Raw genomic sequence first — 19,559 nt, forward strand, 5'->3', positions numbered from 1 at the left:
GGTGCCGCTGCCGCACATCGGGTCGTACAGCGGCGTGCCGGCGGTCCAGCCGGTCAGACGCAGGATGCCCGCCGCGAGGTTCTCGCGCAGCGGCGCCGCGCCCTTGTCGAGGCGCCAGCCGCGCTTGAAGAGCGGATCGCCGGAGGTGTCGAGGTAGAGCGTGCAATCGGTGGCGGTGAGGAACGCGAACACGCGCACGTCGGGCATGGCGGTGTCGATGTTCGGACGCGCACCGCTCACTTCACGCAGACGGTCGCAGATTGCGTCCTTGACACGCAGCGTCGTGAATTCGAGGCTGCGCAGTGGAGATTTGATCGCGGTGACGTCCACACGCAGCGTTTCGTTCGCCGAGAACCACTGCTCCCAGCGCTGTTCGACCGCGAGCGCGTAAATGTCCTGTTCGCTGCGATACGGCCGATGCGCGATTTTCAGCAGCACGCGGCTCGCGATACGCGAGTGCAGGTTGGCGGCCATGCCGGCGGCCCAGCCTCCGCGGAAATGCACGCCGCCGGGCACTTGCGCGCCGGCCGTGAACGGCGCGCCGTTCAGGTGCTTCGCGGCAATTTCGGCGAGCTCGGTGGCGAGCGAGGCTTCAAGGCCGCGCGGACAGGGAAGGAAGAAATCGAAGGACATTGAGGTTGCCGGAAGGCGTTAGATAAGGCGCTATTGTACGCGGTCGGGATGGCGGGCCAGGCGGGGCTGTTCCCAGGGACGCGGCGGCGCCGCCCGGGCGGCCCGCACCCATCCGGAACGCGTGGCTTTGGGGTGGCGCGGCGGCGCACGTGGAACGGCGTGGCATCCGTTCGCCGGGCGCCCCTGCGCGTGGTCTTCATTTGCCCTGAGGCGCCGCTTTGGCCGGCCATACCAGCTCCAGCGGATGCCGGAACACCCGCTGCCATATCGCGCCACGCAGCGAGCGCACCGTATTGCGCCGCAAGTCGCGCGATTTCACCGCCATGTAGAAAGCGAGCGCGAAACTCACGGCCACGTTGAGGATCGCCATGCTGCCGACCCCCGCGACCGCCCACCACAACTCCGGCAACTTCAAGGCGCCCTTGCCGAGCACGCCGAGCGCAATGCCGATCGAGCCGGCGCTGAGCGTCACGTGACGCACCTCGAAAGTGAAGCCGAAGGCGGTGAGGATCGCCGGCACGAGCCCGAGCATCAGACCGAGCGTGATATTGCCCACGACGCCCGCCACATTCGGGCGGCAAAACGCTGCGAGCCGGGCGGCGCCGGCTGCGCCAAGCGTCATGCGCAGGCGCCGGTTGTAGGCGAGCGCATCCGCCACGCGATGCAGGACGAACCAGTTGTCCGCCCAACCCGACAGCAAACTCGACGACCACAGCAGCACGCCGGTCAACGCGGCGTAGAACGGCGTCGGCCCCAACAGTGAGAACGAGTGCAGCGTGACGTGCGCCTTCTCGGGCGAAATGATGTTGGCGTTGAAGAGCGCATGCCACAGCAATTGCACGCCGAAGCACACGGGAAACACCAGCAGCACATTGCCGAGCACCGCGGCTGCCTGCGTGCGCACTAGCGCGGTCACCGAACTCACGAAGCTGTCGACGCCTGCCGGCGTGCCGGTGCCGTCGAGTTCGCGGGCGAGGGTGGGTGCGGTCATCGCCGGTTGTTTGGTGGCGAGCGAGAAGTGCAGGAAGTGCATCAGCAGGAAGCTGGCCGCGTAATTGATGCCGGCGAGCAGGCCTTCGAACATCGATTGCAGATGCACGCCGGTGATAGCGAATTTCACGCAGACCGTGACGACAGTCACGAGCCCGCCACCGGCCGCCATGCGCAGCATCTTCAGGTATTCGGCGCGATCGCGCGCGATGTAGTGCTCGCCCGTATCGGCGCTGTACTCGACGACTTTGCGCGCCAGCAACGAGAAATTGCTGCGCACGAGATGCGCGACGCTCTGGCTCGCGTGATTCGCGTTCACCAGTTCGGCGGCGAGACGCGCGCTGGCGTGCGGATCGTCCTGCGTCATCCAGGCGTTCAGCAGATGCTCCGCGCGCACGATGCGCATGCGCATCCGTTCGACCTGAAACACGATATCGACACTGACGCCGTTGCGATAGAGATGGGCAAAGACGTTGTCCGTGGCGCTGCGGCACTCGTCGAGCAGCAGGCGCAGATAGTTGACCTCATGCAGCAGCTTGTCTTGCGGGGCGCCTGCGCTGACTGCCTGATGGGCCGCTTCGACGGCGAGCATGGCGCGCGTGAGCCGATAGAACGGCTGCTTTTCCATCGCGACGCGTACATCGCCGGCATCGCGGACGTCGATTTCGCCGAGACGGCTGCGGACGGTTTGTGACAGACCGGTCGAACTGATCTGGCAGGTGAGGTTGTGCAGGGCGGCCAGCAGGTCGAGCGAGAACGGGGTGATGTCACGTTGTTCGCTGTCGTCCTGTTCATAGTCGAAGAGGGCGCGGATGCGGGTGAGCAGATCGGTTGGCAGATTGGCGATCCATTCGGCGTTGCGGTCCTGGCTGAACATCAGCGTGACGATCGCTCGCAGGTCGCGCCGGTTCGGCGCAGGCGGGATCAGGGAGGCTTCGAGGCGCTCGAAGAGTGCGCCGAAGAAGCCTGAGTGCACAGGCATGCCTGCATCGCAGAGCAGCGATAGGCCGTCGCTTTCGCGAAGGAGCGCGCGGAGAATGCCGGCGACGTTGGCCTTCCAGGCCGGGTTGCGGTCCAGCACGTGGAGGAGATAGCGGATTCTTGTGTGCGCTGGGGTTGAGCGTGACGGAGTGTCTTCGACGGGGTTATCGAGTTGCTCGGGTTGGACTGCGCGGCCGCGGTGGATCCAATGGGCGAGTTCGATCAGCCATTCGCTGCGGTCTGGGTATGGCGCGGTCTTGTCGGCGATCGCTAGCAGCGCGTCCAGTTGGTGGCCGCCGTCGCGGGAGGCGCGCCATTTTTTTATGAATCTTTTGAATGAGGTGAACATTTGGTTTTTGCCCTACGGGGTTGTTGCCTGCGGTGCTTAGGGTATCGTTGCCTACGGCGTTGGGCTTTGCCCTGGATTGTTTGCCTTCGCGGTGGCTTTTGTCTGTGTGCCTGCGGCGTTGGCTTTTCCTTGAATTGTTATTGGATTATTAGCGTCGCCCCTGTGCGGGGCAGGCACCTACTTTCTTTGCCTGCCGCAAAGAAGTAGGCAAAAGAAAGCGGCTCGAACCCCCTGCTAAGCGGGTCCCTCGCACAGTTGCGGTAGTGGAGCATCTGGAATCTGTGTTCTCGCACATTCGGCGTGAGTGACAAAGGGCTCACCAAGTCCCACTCCGCACCGCGTGCGTCGCGGATGGGGCCACGAGGGAAACCAGAGGCTTCGGTTGGTGGCGGTGTGAGCCATCGGCTTCGCCTCGGCGAGACGCCAATGAAGCGCGAGAGCCAAAACGTAGCGGCGGTTTTAAGAAGTGCTCTTCGGCGCGCGCAGCGCCGCCGGAAGTATGACTGCTTTGTTGTCACTCGGGCCGAATGTGCGAGGGCGCGGATTTCAGATGCACCACTACCCCTTGCAAGCCACGGGACCCGCTTAGCAGAGGGTTGGAGCCGCTTTCTTTTGCCTACTTCTTTGCGGCAGGCAAAGAAAAGTAGGTGCCTGCCCCGCACAGGGGCGACGCTAATAAACCAATAAGAAAACAAGGAAGGGCCAACACCGCAAGGTCGCTACCGAAGCCCACCACCAAAACAAGACCCCCGCGGAGCGACCCAAACCAACCAGGCGCCCGCAGGGCAAAAAAACCTTCAACTACCCGCAACAGCAGAAGGACACGCCGGCACGGCAAAACCAGCACCCTTAGCACCAACAACCTTCCCTTGCGGAGCAACAGCAGCCATAGCCTGCACAGCACCAGCAACCTGCAAAGCAATCCGCTGCAACGCGGCCCGATGCCCATTAACCAGCGCGTCGTAGCCGCCGCTAACCGGCTCACTCACGACACTCCGACAGGTCATCACCGCAGTACCACGTACAGCCCGCACGCTCCAAACCGCATCGATCAACGCATGCGACCCCGGCCATGACTCGAACCGCTGCACATTCATGCTGACCCGGTACACCGGCGTCGTATCCGCATACGCAGTGCCGTACACGTCGATCGTGCCCAGCTGCTGCGTAAGACTGGTCGACAAAGCCCGACGAATCTCATCACCCGGCAACGAAGCCCAACGCTCCTCTTCGAGTACCTTGACCTGCGTCGGCCCCGTCTGCACCACAAGCTGATTCTTCGCCACTTGCGGCGGTACATCGATCGGCGCGACTTCAATCAGCCACGCCGGCGCAGTCGACGTCCGGGCGCTAACCGGCGCCGCGGAGCCAGCAGGCGCACCATCCGCGCCGAGCGTATAAAAGTGGCTGCTTGGCGACGAGCACGCGGCCATCGCCACCAGTCCGGCCAGAGCGCCGACATAAACAGCGCCGCGCACAAGCCCGCGTGGCGGGCGGGGGAGCCGGGCAAACATCATGGTTTATCTCCTGGTTTACCGCGCAACAGCGATTCCGGATGACGCTCCAGATAATCCGACAGCGCATTCAGCGACTGCAACGTACGCGTCAGCTCCTGCAACGCCTGATGAACATCCGACTGCAACGGCGAGTCCTGCTGCAACGTCGCTTCGGCCGAACCGAAGGTCTGCTTCGCCGCGGCCAGGGTGTCGCGCGCCTCCGGCACCACTTCCTTGTCGAGTCGCGTGAACAGCTGGTCGGCATTCTTCAACGCGCTGTTCAGGTTCGAACCGATCTGGTCGAACGGCACCTTATCGAGCTTCTTCGCAATGTCGGCAACCTGGACCTGCAGTTCGTCGAGCGAGTTCGGAATGGTCGGCAACTCGAGCGGATCGCCCGTTACGTCGACATTGGCCGGCGGCGCTTTCGGGAAGATATCGAGCGCCACGTACAACTGGCTCGTAATCAGATTGCCGGTGCGCAACTGGCCGCGCAGGCCATGCTTGACGAGCTGTTGCATCAAGGTTTGACCCGCGAGGCTGCCCGGTGTCGGCGCGGTTTCGCGGAAGCGCTTGCCGAGACGGTCCGGGTACAGGTTCATCGTCACCGGCATCGTGAAGCTGCGCGTCTTTGGATCGTAGTCGATGCCGATGTTGGTCACCTGGCCCAGCACGATGCCGCGGAAATCGACGGTCGCGCCGACCGACAGCCCACGCAGCGACTGATTGAAGTTCATGACCACACGCAACGGCACGCCGTCCGGTTCGCGCATCGCGTCCGATTCATCCGAGCCGAGGCGGAATGTCATGTTGTTCGGCGCCTGCGCGCCCACGCCCTGGCCCGGCGGCGACTGGAACGACAAGCCGCCGACGATCACCGTCGCAAGCGACTGCGTATTCAGCTTGAAGCCGCTCGAGTCGAGCCGCAAATCGACGCCGCTCGCATGCCACCAGCGCGAATTGGTGCCGACGTACTGGTCGAACGGCGCCGACACGAAGACCTGCATCGTCACGCCGGTGCCGTCCTTGTCGAGCGAAAAGCCGACCACCTGGCCGACCTGCACGCGCCGGTAGAAAATCGGCGAGCCGATGTCGATCGAGCCGAGCGAGTCGCCGTGCAGAATGAACTGGTGGCCCTTCTGGCCGCCCGTAATAGGCGGCGGCGTTTCGAGGCCGACGAAGTCTCTCTCCGTGTCCGGTGAATGGCCGGCGTCCGCACCGATGTACGCACCCGAGAGCAGCGTGGTCAGTCCGGACACACCGCTCGCGCCGACGCGAGGACGCACCACCCAGAAGCGTGAATCCTTGACCGCGAAGTTTTCGCCTTCCTTGGTGAGTTGCACCTGAACCTGTACGTGCGACAGATCCTTCGATAGCGTGATGGTCTTCACCGAGCCGACGTCGACGTCCTTGTATTTGACCTTGGTCTTGCCGGGTTCGAGGCCTTCGGCGCTGACGAACGTGATCGTGATGGTCGGGCCTCTTTCGGTCACCGACTTGATCACGAGCGCGACGCCGATCAGCGCGGCGATCAGCGGAATCACCCAGACGAGGGAGGGCAGCCAGCGACGGCGCGGCTCGATGTCGGGGTCAGGCAATTGAGGCGGTAGCTTCGGTCCGTTCGAATCGTTGCGCGGCGCATCGGAGGCGGGCGTCGGTCCTGGCGGGCTAGTCATGTTCGAGGTCCTGAGGTTTTTGGGTACTGCTTTCCACGTTGTCCCAGATGAGCCGTGGATCGAATTGCATGGATGCCATCATCGTCAGAATCACCACCGAGCCGAAGGCGATCGCACCCGGTCCGGCCGTGATCACGGCAAGCGATTTGAAGCGCACCAGCGCGACGGTCAGCGTGACGACGAACACGTCGAGCATCGACCATCGCCCGATCCGTTCGACCATCCGGTAAAGCGTGGTGCGTTGCTCCGGCCGCCAGCGCGAGCGGCGCTGCGCGGTGACGGTGAGCAGCACCAGCACACTGAGCTTGAGCATCGGCACCATGATGCTGGCGATGAACACGATCACGGCCAACGGCCAGTCGCCCGAGGTCCAGAAGTACACGACACCGCTCATGATCGTGTCGTCTTCCGAACCGAGCAGCGACGACGTATGCATCACCGGCAGAAGATTCGCGGGAATATACAGCAAGGCCGCGGCGAGCAGCAGCGCCCAGGTGCGCATCAGGCTATCGGGGTGGCGCGAGTGGAGGGTCGCACCGCAGCGTCCGCAGTGCTGCGGCGTGACGGAACGGATACGCGGCTCGACGCGCCCGCACGCGTGGCAAGCGACCAGACCCGCGCGCTTCGCGGTCACGTATTTCATCGTGTGCTCATCCCTGATGCGGCGCCGGCGGCACACCCGGCGGCACACCCGGCGGCAATGCGGATTGCGCCGCGCCTTGCACATCAGGCGGTGGTGGCGGCTCGGCAAGCGAACTGGCGGTAGCCGCGGCGCTGTCCGCGGAGGCGCGCGGCAGCGGTCTCTGGCTGCGGTCGCTCATTTCGTCGGCGAGGTCCCACAGCACGCGCGGATCGAACGTGAGGACCACCGCGATCATCAGCGTCAGCACGCCGAACGCGAATAGCGCTGCTTCGGGAATCACGCGTGCGAGACTCACCATCTTCACGATGGTGATCAGCACGCCGAGCATGAACACTTCGATCATGCCCCAGGGCCGCACGAATTGAATGGCGCGCAACACGCGGTTGAAGGCGACCGGCACGTAGCCGGCGCGCAGCGGGACCAGCACGTAGAGCAATGCGACCAGTTCGGTCAGCGGGAACAGAATGGTCGAGCAGAACACCATGACCGCGACGATCTGCATGTCTTCGCCCCACAGCGCGACCAGCGCGCCGAACAGCGTGGTCTGCGAGGTGATGCCATTGGTTTCGAGTTCGACGATAGGGAAGGCCTGGGCGATCACGAAGGTGATCAGCGCGGCTAGCGTCATTGCGCAGATACTGTCGAGCTTGCGGGAGACGCCGCGATAGAGCGTCGCGCCGCAGCGCGAACAGCGTGCGACCGACCGCCCGACAAGCGGGGGCTTGCGGAACAGCGTATCGCACTCATGGCACGCGATCAGGTTGTCATGTTCCATACGGCAGAAGAGCTAACGACGTGTGAGGAGGGGTGCAATGCCGGTATTAGGGCAGGGCTGGAAAAAGCGTGGAGCAATAGTACCAAACGCGCTTCGCCGCTTGGCCGGCCATTGCGCCCGGTGCAGCTGTCAGTCAGGCCGCGTCGGCATCAGGACTAGTCTTACACAAAATCGCTAGGTTCAGACAGTCTCCGTCCCCAATTGTTCAGTGCCATTCTGTACTTGGGGAAACTTTACGCATGCGGCATTCCGGGCAGCCAGCTTTGCATGGGACCGGAGTAAGTGCTTTGCATGGGACCAGAGTAAGCGCTGAAGTGGTCGACACAGCCAGCTTGTTCCGCTTGCGGTAGCATGGCGGCCTTGGCGTGTTCCGTAGTCGCCATGCTTTCTATCGAGTCGCACAATGCAGCATGCATTGCCAGCATGGAATAGCGAGGCCGGCTGCGCCGTTAACTTTTCTTAGCTTGCGTTGACCTGTCATGGCACTCAATCCTTCTTTCGGTGGCCGGGAGTCGTACACGCGGACTGCCATCGCCTTTCACTGGCTGATCGCACTGCTGATCGTGTGCGGTTTCGCGCTCGGTTGGGTGATGACCGACATTCCCGGCTTCACACCCACCAAGCTGCGCTACTTTTCGTATCACAAGTGGATCGGCGTCACGGTGTTCGTGCTCGCCGTGGTGCGCATTCTGTGGCGCGCCACCCACGCGGGCCCGCCGATGCCGCGCCGCATGCCGGCCTGGCAGCGCGGCGCCGCGCATCTCACGCATTTTCTGCTCTACGTGCTGATGATCGTGATTCCCGTCTCCGGCTATCTGTATAGCTCGGCGGCCAACGTGCCGGTGGTGTACCTCGGCCTGATTCCGCTGCCGCGCCTGATTGCACCCGACCCGCATCTCAAGGAGCTGCTGAAGAATGTGCATATCGTGCTGAATTACACGTTGCTCGTGCTGGTCGCGCTGCATGTCGCAGCGGCGGTCAAGCATCAATGGCTGGACCGCGACGGCCTGCTGTCGCGCATGCTCCCTTTCATCAAATAAGGATAACCATGAAAGTTTCGTTTTATCGCTACATGCTCGCCGCGTTCGCGGCGGCCTCGCTGACCGCGGCGGGCAGTGCGCTCGCGCAGGTCGACGCCGCCAAAAGTTCGGTGACGGCGACGTCGAAGCAGATGAACGTGCCGGTGGAAGGGAAATTCGGTAAATTCACCGCGCAAGTGAAGTTCGATCCGGCAAAACCGGCCGACGGCAACGCTCAGTTCAGCATCGACGTCGGCAGTTACGACCTCGGTGACGAAAGCTACAACGATCAGGTGCGCGGCAAGGACTGGTTCGACGCGAAGACCTATCCGACGGCAACCTTCGTGTCGAGCGCGATTGCGCCGGCCGGCGCCAATCAGTTCAAGGTCACCGGCAAGCTGACCATCAAGGGTAAATCGCAGACCGTCGTGGTGCCGGTCACGGTCAGCCAGCAGGGCGCGACGCAAACGTTCGACGGCTCGTTGCCGATCAAGCGCTCGCAATTCGACATCGGCACCGGCGAATGGAAAGACACCTCGGTGGTCGCCGATGACGTGGTGATCAAATTTCATATCGTCGCAGCAGGCAAGTGATGTTCGCTGCGCTCTTTGGGCGCAGCCGCTAGCCTTCAAGAATTCCAGAAACATAAGGAGCCTGAATTGAAAACATCCCTGTTGATCGCCGTCGGCGCATTGGCCTCTTCTTTCTCGCTCGGCGCGTTTGCTGCCGCCGACACCTATCAGCTCGACCCGACCCACACGTCTCCGAGCTTCGAAGCGGATCACTTCGGCGGCCTCTCGGTGTGGCGCGGCAAGTTCATCAAGAACTCGGGCACGGTCACGCTCGACCGCGCGGCGAAAACCGGCACGGTGGACGTCACGGTTGACCCGGCTTCAGTCCAGACCGGCAACGGCAAGCTCGACGAGCATCTGAAATCGGACGAATTCTTCGACGTCACCAAGTACCCGGCGGTGACTTACAAAGGGACCGATATCAAGTTCGACGGTGACAAGCCGATCGAAGTGATTGGCAACCTGACGATCCGCGGCGTGACCAAGCCGCTGAATCTGAAGATCGAATCGTTCAAGTGCATGCAGCACCCGGTGCTCAAGCGCGAAGTGTGCGGCGTGGAAGCGAGCGCTCATTTCAACCGCAACGACTACGGCATGGATTTCGGCGCCAAGTATGGCTTCAGCATGGATACGAAGCTGCATATTCAGTCGGAAGGCATCAAGCAATAAGCGCTTTAACGAGCCTTTTGCCTATTTGTATTTAATGCCGCTCATGACGCGGCCGTTGCGCCGCAACAAAAAAACCGCTTTGTTCGCTTTTGCGATGAAGCGGTTTTTTATTGCCCGCTAGCAACGCGGGAAGCCTTGTGCGGCGGCCACGAGCTATTTGCCGCTCGCGTCGTTTTAATTTTTCAGGTACATAGAGCGCTGGTTCCGTATTGGTTGTGCGTGCATCCAGTTCGGCAATATCCAGCGTAAAACCTACGTAAATAATATTTCGCGCGCATTGGAGATCTGCATGAATGCAACGACAGCGGCAAGCCTGGCGGGGAGCCGGCAGAATTCGTGGCGCGCGGTGGTCGCCGCCTCGATCGGCAACGCGCTCGAATGGTTCGATCTGGTGGTGTACGGTTTTTTCGCGGTCATCATCGCGAAGCTGTTTTTCCCGGCGGGCAACGACACGGTCTCGCTGCTGCTGACGCTCGGCACCTTCGGCGTGTCGTTCTTCATGCGGCCGCTCGGCGCGATCGTGATCGGTGCTTACGCCGACCGCGCCGGACGCAAGGCGGCGCTCATGCTGTCGATCCTGCTGATGATGTGCGGCACGCTGATCATCGCGGTTCTGCCGACGTATCAGAGCATCGGCATTGCCGCGCCGGTGATTCTCGTGGCGGCGCGTCTGATGCAAGGCTTTTCGGCGGGCGGCGAATTCGGCAGTGCCACGGCTTTTCTCGCGGAACACGTACCGGGGCGGCGTGGTTTCTTCGCGAGCTGGCAGGTCGCGAGCCAGGGGCTCACCACGCTGCTCGCGGCCGGCTTCGGCGTGCTGCTGACCGGCAAGCTGTCGCCGGAGCAGATGGCCTCGTGGGGTTGGCGCGTGCCGTTCTTCTTTGGTCTTCTGATCGGGCCGGTCGCGTGGTACATCCGCGCCAAACTCGACGAAACGCCTGAGTTCCTCGCGGCGGAAACGACCATGACGCCGCTGCGCGATACCTTCACCAGCCAGAAGCTGCGCCTCGTGATTGCGATCGGCGTGGTGGTGCTCGGTACGGTGTCGACCTATCTGGTGCTGTTCATGCCGACGTACGGCGTGAAGCAGTTGGGGCTGGCGCCGTCGGTCGCGTTCGCGGCGATTGCGCTGACCGGCATGATCCAGATGGTGTTCTCGCCGCTGGTCGGCCATCTGTCGGACCGCCATGGGCGCACCACGATCATGCTGATCTCGGCGCTGCTGCTTCTCATCCTGATCAATCCGGCCTTCGTGTATCTGGTCGCGCATCCGACCTTCGGCACGCTGATCGCGCTGCAGATCGTGTTCGGCTTTCTGATGACAGGCTACTTCGCGGCGCTGCCGGGTTTGCTCTCCGAGATGTTTCCGGTGCAGACGCGTACGACCGGCATGTCGCTGGCCTATAACATAGCCGTGACGATCTTCGGTGGCTTCGGGCCGTTCATCATCGCGTGGCTGATCAGCTTCACGGGGTCGAAAGCCGCGCCGAGCTATTACATGATTTTTGCGGCGGGCGTGAGCCTGGTGGCGTTGATGGCGGCGCGGCGCAAGCTTGGATTCCGCTAACACGCTGCCGCGTTGTCCTGCTGCGCGACAGGGCTCCGCGAGCGTGTAGGGTGCGAGGACGGCGGGACAGAGCGGCGCGGCAACAAAGGCCGCAAAGGCGGTAAACGTAAAAGGCCGGTTCGAGAGAACCGGCCTTTTCTATTGCGAAGTCTGTCTACAGCAAGCTCAGACTTGCGCGCCTGCGTTTGGATCGTCCGGATCGACGCGATCCTTCTTGTCCTTGATCAGATCTTCGCGCTTCACACCGAACCACATGGCGAGCGCCGCGGCGACGAACACCGACGAGTAGATACCGAACAGAATACCGACCGTCAGCGCCAAGGCGAAGTAGTGCAGCGTGGGGCCGCCGAACAGGAACATCGACAGCACCATCATCTGCGTGCAGCCGTGGGTGATGATCGTGCGCGACATCGTGCTGGTGATCGCGTGGTTGATCACCTCGATTACCGTCATCTTGCGTTCGCGGCGGAAGGTTTCACGAATCCGGTCGAAGATAACGACGGATTCGTTCACCGAGTAGCCGAGCACCGCGAGCACCGCAGCCAGCACCGACAGCGAGAACTCCCACTGGAAGAACGCGAAGAAGCCGAGAATGATGATCACGTCGTGCAAGTTCGCGATCACGCCGGCCACCGCGTACTTCCATTCGAAGCGGAACGACAGGTAGATCATGATGCCGACCACCACACAGGCCAGCGCGAGCAGGCCGTCGGTAGCGAGTTCCTTGCCGACCTGCGGGCCGACGAACTCGACGCGTTGCAACTGCACCTGCGGATCCTGGCCCTTCAGCGCGCCCATCACCTGGTCGCTCTGTTGCGCCGACGTGTAGCCTTGCTTGAGCGGCAGACGGATCAGCACGTCGCGCGAGGTGCCGAAGTTCTGCACTTGCGCGTCGGGATAGCCGAGCTTGTTGAGCGTGCCGCGCACCGGTTCGAGCGGCGCGGCGTTAGGGTACTGCACTTCGATGACCGTGCCGCCAGTGAATTCCACCGACAGATGCAGGCCGCGATGTGCCAGAAAGAACACAGCGGCAAGGAACGTCAGCAGCGAGATGGCGTTGAAGATCAACGCACGCTGCATGAACGGAATGTCTTTGCGAAAACGGAAAAATTCCATGGTCTTGTTCTCCGGGACTCAGCGGGATGAACCCGGTTTCTGCGGCGTGTTCGACGAACCCGACCCGTCGCGGCGGCGCACGGTCGGCTTGGCACGCGCCTGGGCCGCAGCTTTGGCCTTCGGCTTGGCGCTTGCCGCGGCGACGGCTCGTGCAGTGTCGGTCGCAGCATCTTCGTTACCGAGGTAAGCGGCGGCACCGTCGATACCCTCCGGTTGCGGACGCCACACCTGGCCGATGGCCAGCGACTTGAGTTTCTTCTTGCCGCCGTACCAGAAGTTCACCACGCCGCGCGAGAAGAACACAGCCGAGAACATCGACGTCATGATGCCGATACAGTGGACCATCGCGAAGCCGCGCACCGGGCCGGAGCCGAAGGCGAGCAGCGCGAGGCCGGCGATCAGCGTGGTGACGTTCGAGTCGAGAATCGTCGCCCATGCATGCGCGTAGCCGTTCTGGATTGCCAGTTGCGGCGGCGCGCCGTGGCGCAGTTCTTCGCGCACGCGCTCGTTGATCAGCACGTTCGAGTCGATCGCCATACCGAGCGCAAGCGCGATAGCGGCAATACCCGGCAAGGTGAGCGTGGCCTGCAACATGGACAGCACGGCGATCAGCAGCAGCAGGTTGACCGACAGGCCGATCATCGAGATCACGCCGAACAGCATGTAGTACGCGATCATGAAGACGGCGATTGCCACGAAGCCCCACACCACCGAGTGGAAGCCCTTCTGGATGTTGTCCGCGCCGAGGCTCGGGCCGATCGTGCGTTCTTCGATGATGTCCATTGGTGCTGCCAGCGAACCGGCGCGCAACAGCAGCGCGAGGTCGGCGGCGCCTTGCGGCGTGGCCTGGCCGGTGATCTGGAAGCGGTCGCCCAGTTCCGACTGGATGGTCGCCACCGTCAGCACTTCGCCCTTGCCCTTTTCGAACAGCACCATCGCCATCGGTTTGCCGATGTTGTCGCGCGAGACGCTGCGCACCGCACGGCCACCCGCCGAATCCAGACGGATATTGACCGACGGACGCTGATGCTCGTCGAAGCCGGCCGACGCGTCGATGATGCGGTCACCCGTGAAGATGATCTGCTTACGCAGCAGCACCGGCGTCTGGTTGCCTTGCGTGAACAGCTCGTCACCCGGCGGCACCGGATCGGACGGATTCGGATGCGTGTTCACCGGGTCGGCGAGGCGCGCTTCGAGCGTTGCCGTGCGGCCGATGATGTCCTTTGCCTTCGCCGTGTCCTGCACACCCGGCAGTTCGACGACGATACGGTCCGAGCCTTGCTGCTGGATCACCGGCTCGGCCACGCCGAGTTCGTTCACGCGGTTATGCAGCGTGGTGATGTTCTGCTTGAGCGCGGCGTCCTGCACGGCTTTCTGCACCACCGGCGTGAACGTGCCGATCAGTTGCAGACCGCCGTCCGGGTTCGCTTGCGAGGCCCACTGGAGTTCGCCGATGCCGCGGCCCAGTTGCTTGGACGCCGCGTCCGCCGTGGCCTGGTCGGCGAAATTGATCACCACCGTCTGGTTGACGCGGTTCACGCCGCCGTCGCGGATGTTGTTGTCACGCAGCATGGTGCGTGCATCCGATGCGTCGGAGTCGAGCTTCTTGTTGAGTGCGCCGGCCATGTCGACCTGCAGCAGGAAGTGCACGCCGCCGCGCAGATCGAGACCGAGGTACATCGGCAGTGCATGCAATGCGCTCAGCCAGCGCGGCGACGCGCTTTGCAGGTTCAGCGCAACGATGAACTGCGGATCGGTCGGGTCGCTGTTCAGCGACTTCTGCAGCAGATCCTTCACGCGCAGTTGCGTGTCGGTGTCCAGCAGACGCACGCGAATGTTCGCGTTGGTCGACGAATTGTCGAACGTGACTTCGTCAGGCTTGATCTGATTGGCAGCGAGCGCCGCTTCGACTGCCGACAGCGTGGTCGAGTCGAGCTTGACCGTCGCCTTGCCGCTCGACACCTGCACCGCCGGCGCTTCGCCGAACAGGTTGGGCAGCGTGTACACGAGGCCGATGACCAGAGCCACCAGCATCACGGCATATTTCCAGAGGGGGTAACGATTCATGAGTGGTCCAACGGGAAGGTTGGCTTGGAAGCGATGCGTCCGGCGATGAGCGCCAGCAGTTCAGCGTTGTTCTGCGAGAACCGCTGGCGAGGCCGCGCCGGACGCGAGAGAGCAGGCCTTACAGCGACTTGATCGTGCCCTTCGGGAGAATCGTCGTCACCGACGCTTTTTGCACGGTGATTTCCGTGCCTTCCGAGATTTCGACGCCGACGTAAGCCTCGCCCACCTTGGTCACCTTGCCGACGATGCCGCCATTCGTCACCACTTCATCGCCCTTGGCCATGGCGGCGAGCATGTTGCGATGTTCCTTCTGGCGCTTCATTTGCGGGCGAATCATGATGAAGTACAGCACGCCGAACATCAGGATCAGCGGCAGGAAGCTCATCAGGTTCGATTCAATGCCACCTGCTGCTGTGCCTTGGGCGAAGGCATTGGAAATGAACGACACGTTGGTCTCTCCGTTATAAGTCAAAACGATCAAAAAAATCAGCCGGTTATTCTACCACTGGCCTGACGGGGGTCGGCGCGGCGAATCGGCTTTCCGATCAACCGTTTAAAGCCTTTTCTGCCGTGTTCGAAAGATAATTGTAAGGCTTTCCGTGCGAGGCCAACGGATTCCCCCGGCAAATTCGTCAGCTGATTCCTGATTGCCGGCTAGTCGATGCCGCGCGCGCGGTTCTCGTGGAAGCGCTTGCGGAAAGGCTCGAACAGCTTTGCGTCGATCGCGTCGCGCATTTCCTGCATCAACTCGAGGTAGTAGTGCAGGTTGTGAATCGTGTTCAATTGCGCACCGAGGATTTCCCCTACACGATGCAGATGGTGCAGGTAGCCGCGTGTGAAATTTCGGCAGGTGTAGCAACCGCATTGCTCGTCGAGCGGGCGCAGGGAGTTCTTGTGCGCCGCGTTGCGGATCTTGATGTCGCCGAAACGGGTGAAGAGCCAGCCGTTGCGCGCATTGCGGGTCGGCATCACGCAGTCGAACATGTCGACGCCGGCCGCCACGCCCGCCACCAGGTCTTCCGGCGTGCCGACGCCCATCAGATAGTGCGGCTTGTCGGCCGGCAGCTTCGGGCCGATATGGTTCAGCACGCGCATCATGTCTTCTTTCGGCTCACCGACCGACAGGCCGCCGATTGCTAGGCCGTGGAAATCCATCTCCGCGAGACCCGCCAGCGACTCGTCGCGCAGGTCCTCGAACATGCCGCCCTGGACGATGCCGAACAATGCGTTCGGATTGCCGAGGCGCTTGAATTCCTCGATGGAGCGCTGGGCCCAGCGCATCGACATGCGCATCGAATCCGCGGCTTCCTGATGTGAAGTCGGCACGTTGTTGGTCGCGTACGGCGTGCACTCGTCGAATTGCATGACGATGTCCGAGTTCAGCACCTTCTGGATCTGCATCGACACTTCCGGCGACAGGAAGAGCTTGTCGCCATTGATCGGCGATGCGAATGTGACGCCATCTTCGGTGATCTTGCGCAGATCGCCGAGCGAAAACACCTGAAAACCGCCGGAGTCCGTCAGGATCGGCTTCTTCCAGCCCATGAAGCCATGCAGGCCGCCGTGCGCCTCGATCGTTTCCAGGCCCGGGCGCAGCCACAGGTGGAACGTATTGCCGAGGATGATCTGCGCGTGCATTTCTTCGAGCTCGCGCGGCTGGACCGCCTTCACCGTGCCGTATGTGCCGACCGGCATGAAGATCGGCGTTTCGACCACGCCGTGATTCAGCGTGACGCGACCGCGGCGGGCCTGGCCGTCGGTGCCGAGCAGTTCGAATTTGAGGCCGTTTTCAGGGCGCGAGGGGGTGCTCGCGCAGGTATTGCAGGTACCGCTTGTGTCGTGGGTATGACCGTTGGTCATGGGCTAACTCCTGTGCTACCGGAAAACAGTCCGGCGCGAATGTTGAACGCCGCCGGAGAGCCTCGCGGCGGCTTGGGGAACTACGAAAACTTTGAAACGGCGTGTCCGATTTCAAACGTCCCGGCGCGTCAGCAGCATCGCGTCTCCGTAGCTGAAGAAGCGGTAACGCTGTTCGATCGCATGCCGGTACGCCTCGCGAATCGTCTCAACGCCGGCGAACGCCGACACCAGCATGAGCAACGTCGACTTCGGCAAATGGAAATTGGTCACCAGCCGGTCGACCACGCGGAATCGATAACCGGGCGTGATGAAGATGTCGGTTTCCGTGCTGGCCGCGCCGAGCGGGCGTCCTGCTGCATCCGCGTCGCGCGCGGCGGATTCAAGCGCGCGCATCGACGTCGTGCCCACCGCGATCACGCGGTTGCCGCGCGCACGCGTCGCCGCGATCTTATCGGCGAGCGACTGCGGCAGGTGATACCACTCGCTGTGCATTTTGTGCTCGGCCAGATTTTCCACCCGCACCGGCTGGAAGGTGCCCGCGCCGACGTGCAGCGTCAGTGTCGCGCGCTCCACGCCGCGGGCGTCGAGCCGGGCGAGCAGCGCGTCGTCGAAGTGCAGGCCGGCGGTGGGCGCAGCCACCGCGCCCGGGTTTTGCGCGAACACAGTCTGGTAGCGGGTTTCGTCGGTTGCGTCAGGGTCGTGCTCGATGTACGGCGGCAGCGGCAGGCGGCCGAATTGCTCGATCAGCGTCAGGCAGTCGTCGGGGAAATGCAGCGTGTAGAACGGCTCGACGCGTTCGCCGACCGTCACGTCGAACGCGTCGGCGAGGCGGATCGCGGTGCCCGGCTGCGGGCTCTTGCTCGCGCGGATCTGCGCAAGCGCAGTGCGTTCGCCGGTCAGGCGCTCTACCAGCACTTCGATCTTGCCGCCACTGGCCTTCTGGCCGAGGAAGCGCGCCTTCAGGACTTTGGTATCGTTGAAGACCAGCAGATCGCCGGGCGCGATGCACTCAGGCAGCTCGGCAAAACGGCGGTCCGTGAGACGCGCGGGGCTCACCGTGTTGTCCACTTCGAGCAGACGGCTGGCGCTGCGCTCGGGCAGCGCGACTTGCGCGATCAGCTCGGGTGGCAGATCGAAATCGAAATCGGAAAGCGTAAACATGCGGACGACTGGAAGCGAATTGGGACTGAATTGAGCCGAAGCCGGGGCCGGGCGGCTATGATTGCGGGACGCCGGAGCAGCCCGCGAGCCCGCGCGCTGGTTGGCGGCGACACCTTTGACAGCCGATATTGTACTTGCGAAGCAACCCATGCCTTTGTCCGAACGCCGATTGCCCTCCACTACCGATGAAGTGAGCGCCGAGCCCAAGCGCCGCGTCTCGCGGGGCAAAGCAGCGGCGGCCGACCTGAACGACCTCGGCGGGGGTGTCGCGCCGGAGAGCGACAAGGCCGCGCGTGAAGGTGAAATGGTTGCCCCATTCGGTGACAAGCCTGCCGGCAAACCCGCGGGCAAAGCCACCAGGAAGCCTGCTGTCGAAGCCAGCGCCAAACCCGTGGCCAAACCCGCCGACAAGCTCGCCAAACTCGGCCTCACGCGCGACATCGATCTGGTGCTGCATCTGCCGATGCGCTACGAAGACGAGACCTCGCTGACGCCGATCGGGCATCTGCTGCCGGGCGGCATCGCGCAAACGGAAGGCGTGGTGTTCGACAACGAGATTGCCTATCGCCCGCGCCGGCAGTTGCTGGTGAAACTGCGCGACGACGCCGGCGACGAACTCGTGCTGCGTTTTCTGAATTTCTACGGATCGCAGGTCAAGCAGATGGCGATCGGCGCGCGGCTGCGCGTGCGCGGTGACGTGCGCGGCGGCTTCTTCGGCATGGAGATGGTGCACCCGGCGGTGCGCGTGGTCGACGAAGACACGCCGCTGCCGCAGGCGCTGACGCCGGTGTATCCGAGCACCGCGGGCGTGACGCAGGCGTATCTGCGCAAATCGATCGATAACGCGTTGTCGCGCACATCGTTGCCGGAGCTGCTGCCCGCGCCGATCGCGCAAACTTACATGCAGCCGCTCGGCGTGCCGACGCTGATGGACGCAGTGCGCACCCTGCATCATCCGAGCGTGCAATCCGATGAGACCGCGTTGATCGACGGCACGCATCCCGCGTGGGTGCGGATCAAGTTCGAAGAATTGCTGGCGCAGCAGATGTCGTTGAAGCGCGCACATGACGAGCGCCGCACGCGTGCGGCGCCGGCCATGCCGCGCCGCAAGCTGGGCGATGAATCGGCGCTAGTCGCGCGTTTGCTGAAGGCGCTGCCGTTTTCGCTGACGGCGGCGCAGGAGCGCGTGGGCGGCGAGATCGCGCTCGATCTGACGCAGCCTCATCCGATGCAGCGGCTGCTGCAGGGCGATGTCGGCAGTGGCAAGACGATCGTGGCCGCGCTGGCTGCGGCGCAAGCGATCGATGCCGGCTACCAGGCCGCGCTGATGGCGCCGACCGAAATCCTCGCCGAACAGCACGCGCGCAAATTGCGCGGCTGGCTGGAACCGTTGGGCGTGAGCGTCGCGTGGCTTGCAGGCAGCCTGAAGACCAAGGAAAAGCGCGCCGCGATCGAAGCCGCCGCGCTCGGCACAGCCCAGCTCGTGATCGGTACGCACGCGATCATCCAGGACGCGGTCGAGTTTGCGCGGCTGGGATTGGTGATCGTCGATGAGCAGCATCGCTTCGGCGTGGCGCAGCGCCTCGCCTTGCGCGCCAAGGCGCTGAGCGCCGCCGACGGCGCGCGCGATTTCCAGCCGCATCAATTGATGATGTCGGCGACGCCGATTCCGCGCACGCTCGCGATGACCTATTACGCCGACCTCGACGTCTCGACCATCGACGAACTGCCGCCTGGGCGCACGCCGATTCTGACCAAGCTGGTCTCCGACGCGCGGCGCGAAGAGGTGATCGGCCGTGTGCGTGAGGCCGCGCTGACGGGGCGGCAGGTGTACTGGGTGTGTCCGCTGATCGAGGAAAGCGAGACCTTGCAGTTGCAGACCGCGGTGGAGACCTACGAGACGCTGGTGGCCGCGTTGCCCGAGTTGAATGTCGGTCTCGTGCATGGACGCCTCGCGCCGGCGGAGAAGGCTGCAGTGATGGATG

At 63.1% G+C, this 19,559-nt stretch carries 16 protein-coding genes; 5 read left to right on the forward strand and 11 right to left on the reverse strand.

The window, feature by feature from the left end; genetic code table 11:
- From GNZ13_RS44140 to GNZ13_RS44165, 6 genes are all read right to left on the reverse strand, one after another.
- On the reverse strand, window positions 1-633 hold a 633-nt coding region (locus GNZ13_RS44140), incomplete at its 3' end, for a THUMP domain-containing class I SAM-dependent RNA methyltransferase (protein WP_236002452.1).
- 196 nt (window positions 634-829) lie between these two features.
- On the reverse strand, window positions 830-2,953 hold the full coding sequence (locus GNZ13_RS44145; protein WP_172176898.1) for a site-specific recombinase: 2,124 nt from the start codon (window positions 2,951-2,953) through the stop codon (window positions 830-832).
- Window positions 2,954-3,750: 797 nt separating this feature from the next.
- A complete protein-coding gene (locus tag GNZ13_RS44150; RefSeq protein ID WP_172176900.1) occupies window positions 3,751-4,470 on the reverse strand; it encodes a PqiC family protein in 720 nt (239 codons plus the stop codon).
- Window positions 4,467-6,125, reverse strand: coding sequence for a PqiB family protein (locus GNZ13_RS44155; protein WP_172176902.1), 1,659 nt, complete (start codon window positions 6,123-6,125; stop codon window positions 4,467-4,469). The genes GNZ13_RS44150 and GNZ13_RS44155 overlap by 4 nt, the downstream gene beginning before the upstream one ends.
- Window positions 6,118-6,768 carry a paraquat-inducible protein A gene (locus tag GNZ13_RS44160; RefSeq protein ID WP_172176905.1) on the reverse strand — a complete coding sequence of 217 codons (651 nt, stop codon included), beginning with the start codon at window positions 6,766-6,768 and terminating at the stop codon, window positions 6,118-6,120. The genes GNZ13_RS44155 and GNZ13_RS44160 overlap by 8 nt, the downstream gene beginning before the upstream one ends.
- Before the next feature lie 7 nt (window positions 6,769-6,775).
- Window positions 6,776-7,543, reverse strand: a complete 768-nt coding sequence (locus GNZ13_RS44165) for a paraquat-inducible protein A (protein WP_172176907.1) — start codon at window positions 7,541-7,543, stop codon at window positions 6,776-6,778.
- 479 nt (window positions 7,544-8,022) lie between these two features.
- Here GNZ13_RS44165 and GNZ13_RS44170 point away from each other — a divergent pair, with 479 nt between their 5' ends.
- From GNZ13_RS44170 to GNZ13_RS44185, 4 genes are all read left to right on the forward strand, one after another.
- Window positions 8,023-8,583 (forward strand): cytochrome b, encoded by a 561-nt coding sequence (locus tag GNZ13_RS44170; protein WP_172176909.1) that lies wholly within the window; start codon window positions 8,023-8,025, stop codon window positions 8,581-8,583.
- Between the two features lie 8 nt (window positions 8,584-8,591).
- Window positions 8,592-9,155 carry a YceI family protein gene (locus tag GNZ13_RS44175; RefSeq protein WP_172176912.1) on the forward strand — a complete coding sequence of 188 codons (564 nt, stop codon included), beginning with the start codon at window positions 8,592-8,594 and terminating at the stop codon, window positions 9,153-9,155.
- Between the two features lie 78 nt (window positions 9,156-9,233).
- Complete coding sequence (locus GNZ13_RS44180; protein ID WP_172176926.1) at window positions 9,234-9,803, forward strand: YceI family protein; 570 nt, start codon at window positions 9,234-9,236, stop codon at window positions 9,801-9,803.
- Window positions 9,804-10,092: 289 nt separating this feature from the next.
- Window positions 10,093-11,370, forward strand: coding sequence for an MFS transporter (locus GNZ13_RS44185; protein ID WP_172176914.1), 1,278 nt, complete (start codon window positions 10,093-10,095; stop codon window positions 11,368-11,370).
- 165 nt (window positions 11,371-11,535) lie between these two features.
- On the opposite strand, the gene secF is transcribed toward GNZ13_RS44185, so the two are convergent.
- From secF to queA, 5 genes are all read right to left on the reverse strand, one after another.
- The gene (gene secF, locus GNZ13_RS44190) at window positions 11,536-12,486 is read right to left on the reverse strand and encodes a protein translocase subunit SecF (RefSeq protein WP_172176916.1); all 951 of its coding nucleotides are present in this window, start codon (window positions 12,484-12,486) and stop codon (window positions 11,536-11,538) included.
- A gap of 18 nt (window positions 12,487-12,504) precedes the next feature.
- Window positions 12,505-14,553, reverse strand: coding sequence for a protein translocase subunit SecD (secD, locus tag GNZ13_RS44195; protein WP_172176918.1), 2,049 nt, complete (start codon window positions 14,551-14,553; stop codon window positions 12,505-12,507).
- Between the two features lie 118 nt (window positions 14,554-14,671).
- Window positions 14,672-15,001 (reverse strand): preprotein translocase subunit YajC, encoded by a 330-nt coding sequence (yajC, locus tag GNZ13_RS44200; RefSeq protein ID WP_020069679.1) that lies wholly within the window; start codon window positions 14,999-15,001, stop codon window positions 14,672-14,674.
- 206 nt (window positions 15,002-15,207) lie between these two features.
- Window positions 15,208-16,413, reverse strand: coding sequence for a tRNA guanosine(34) transglycosylase Tgt (gene tgt, locus GNZ13_RS44205; protein ID WP_172176920.1), 1,206 nt, complete (start codon window positions 16,411-16,413; stop codon window positions 15,208-15,210).
- A 111-nt stretch (window positions 16,414-16,524) separates the two neighbouring features.
- Entirely contained in the window at window positions 16,525-17,574 is a 1,050-nt protein-coding gene (gene queA, locus GNZ13_RS44210) for a tRNA preQ1(34) S-adenosylmethionine ribosyltransferase-isomerase QueA (protein WP_172176922.1), read from the reverse strand.
- A gap of 148 nt (window positions 17,575-17,722) precedes the next feature.
- Between queA and recG the strand changes: the two genes are divergently transcribed.
- Window positions 17,723-19,559 (forward strand): ATP-dependent DNA helicase RecG (gene recG / locus GNZ13_RS44215; RefSeq protein ID WP_172176924.1); only part of this gene is annotated, 1,837 nt, incomplete at its 3' end.

This window comes from Paraburkholderia elongata (genome assembly GCF_013177735.1).
In the GTDB taxonomy this organism is placed as follows: Bacteria; Pseudomonadota; Gammaproteobacteria; order Burkholderiales; family Burkholderiaceae; genus Paraburkholderia; species Paraburkholderia elongata.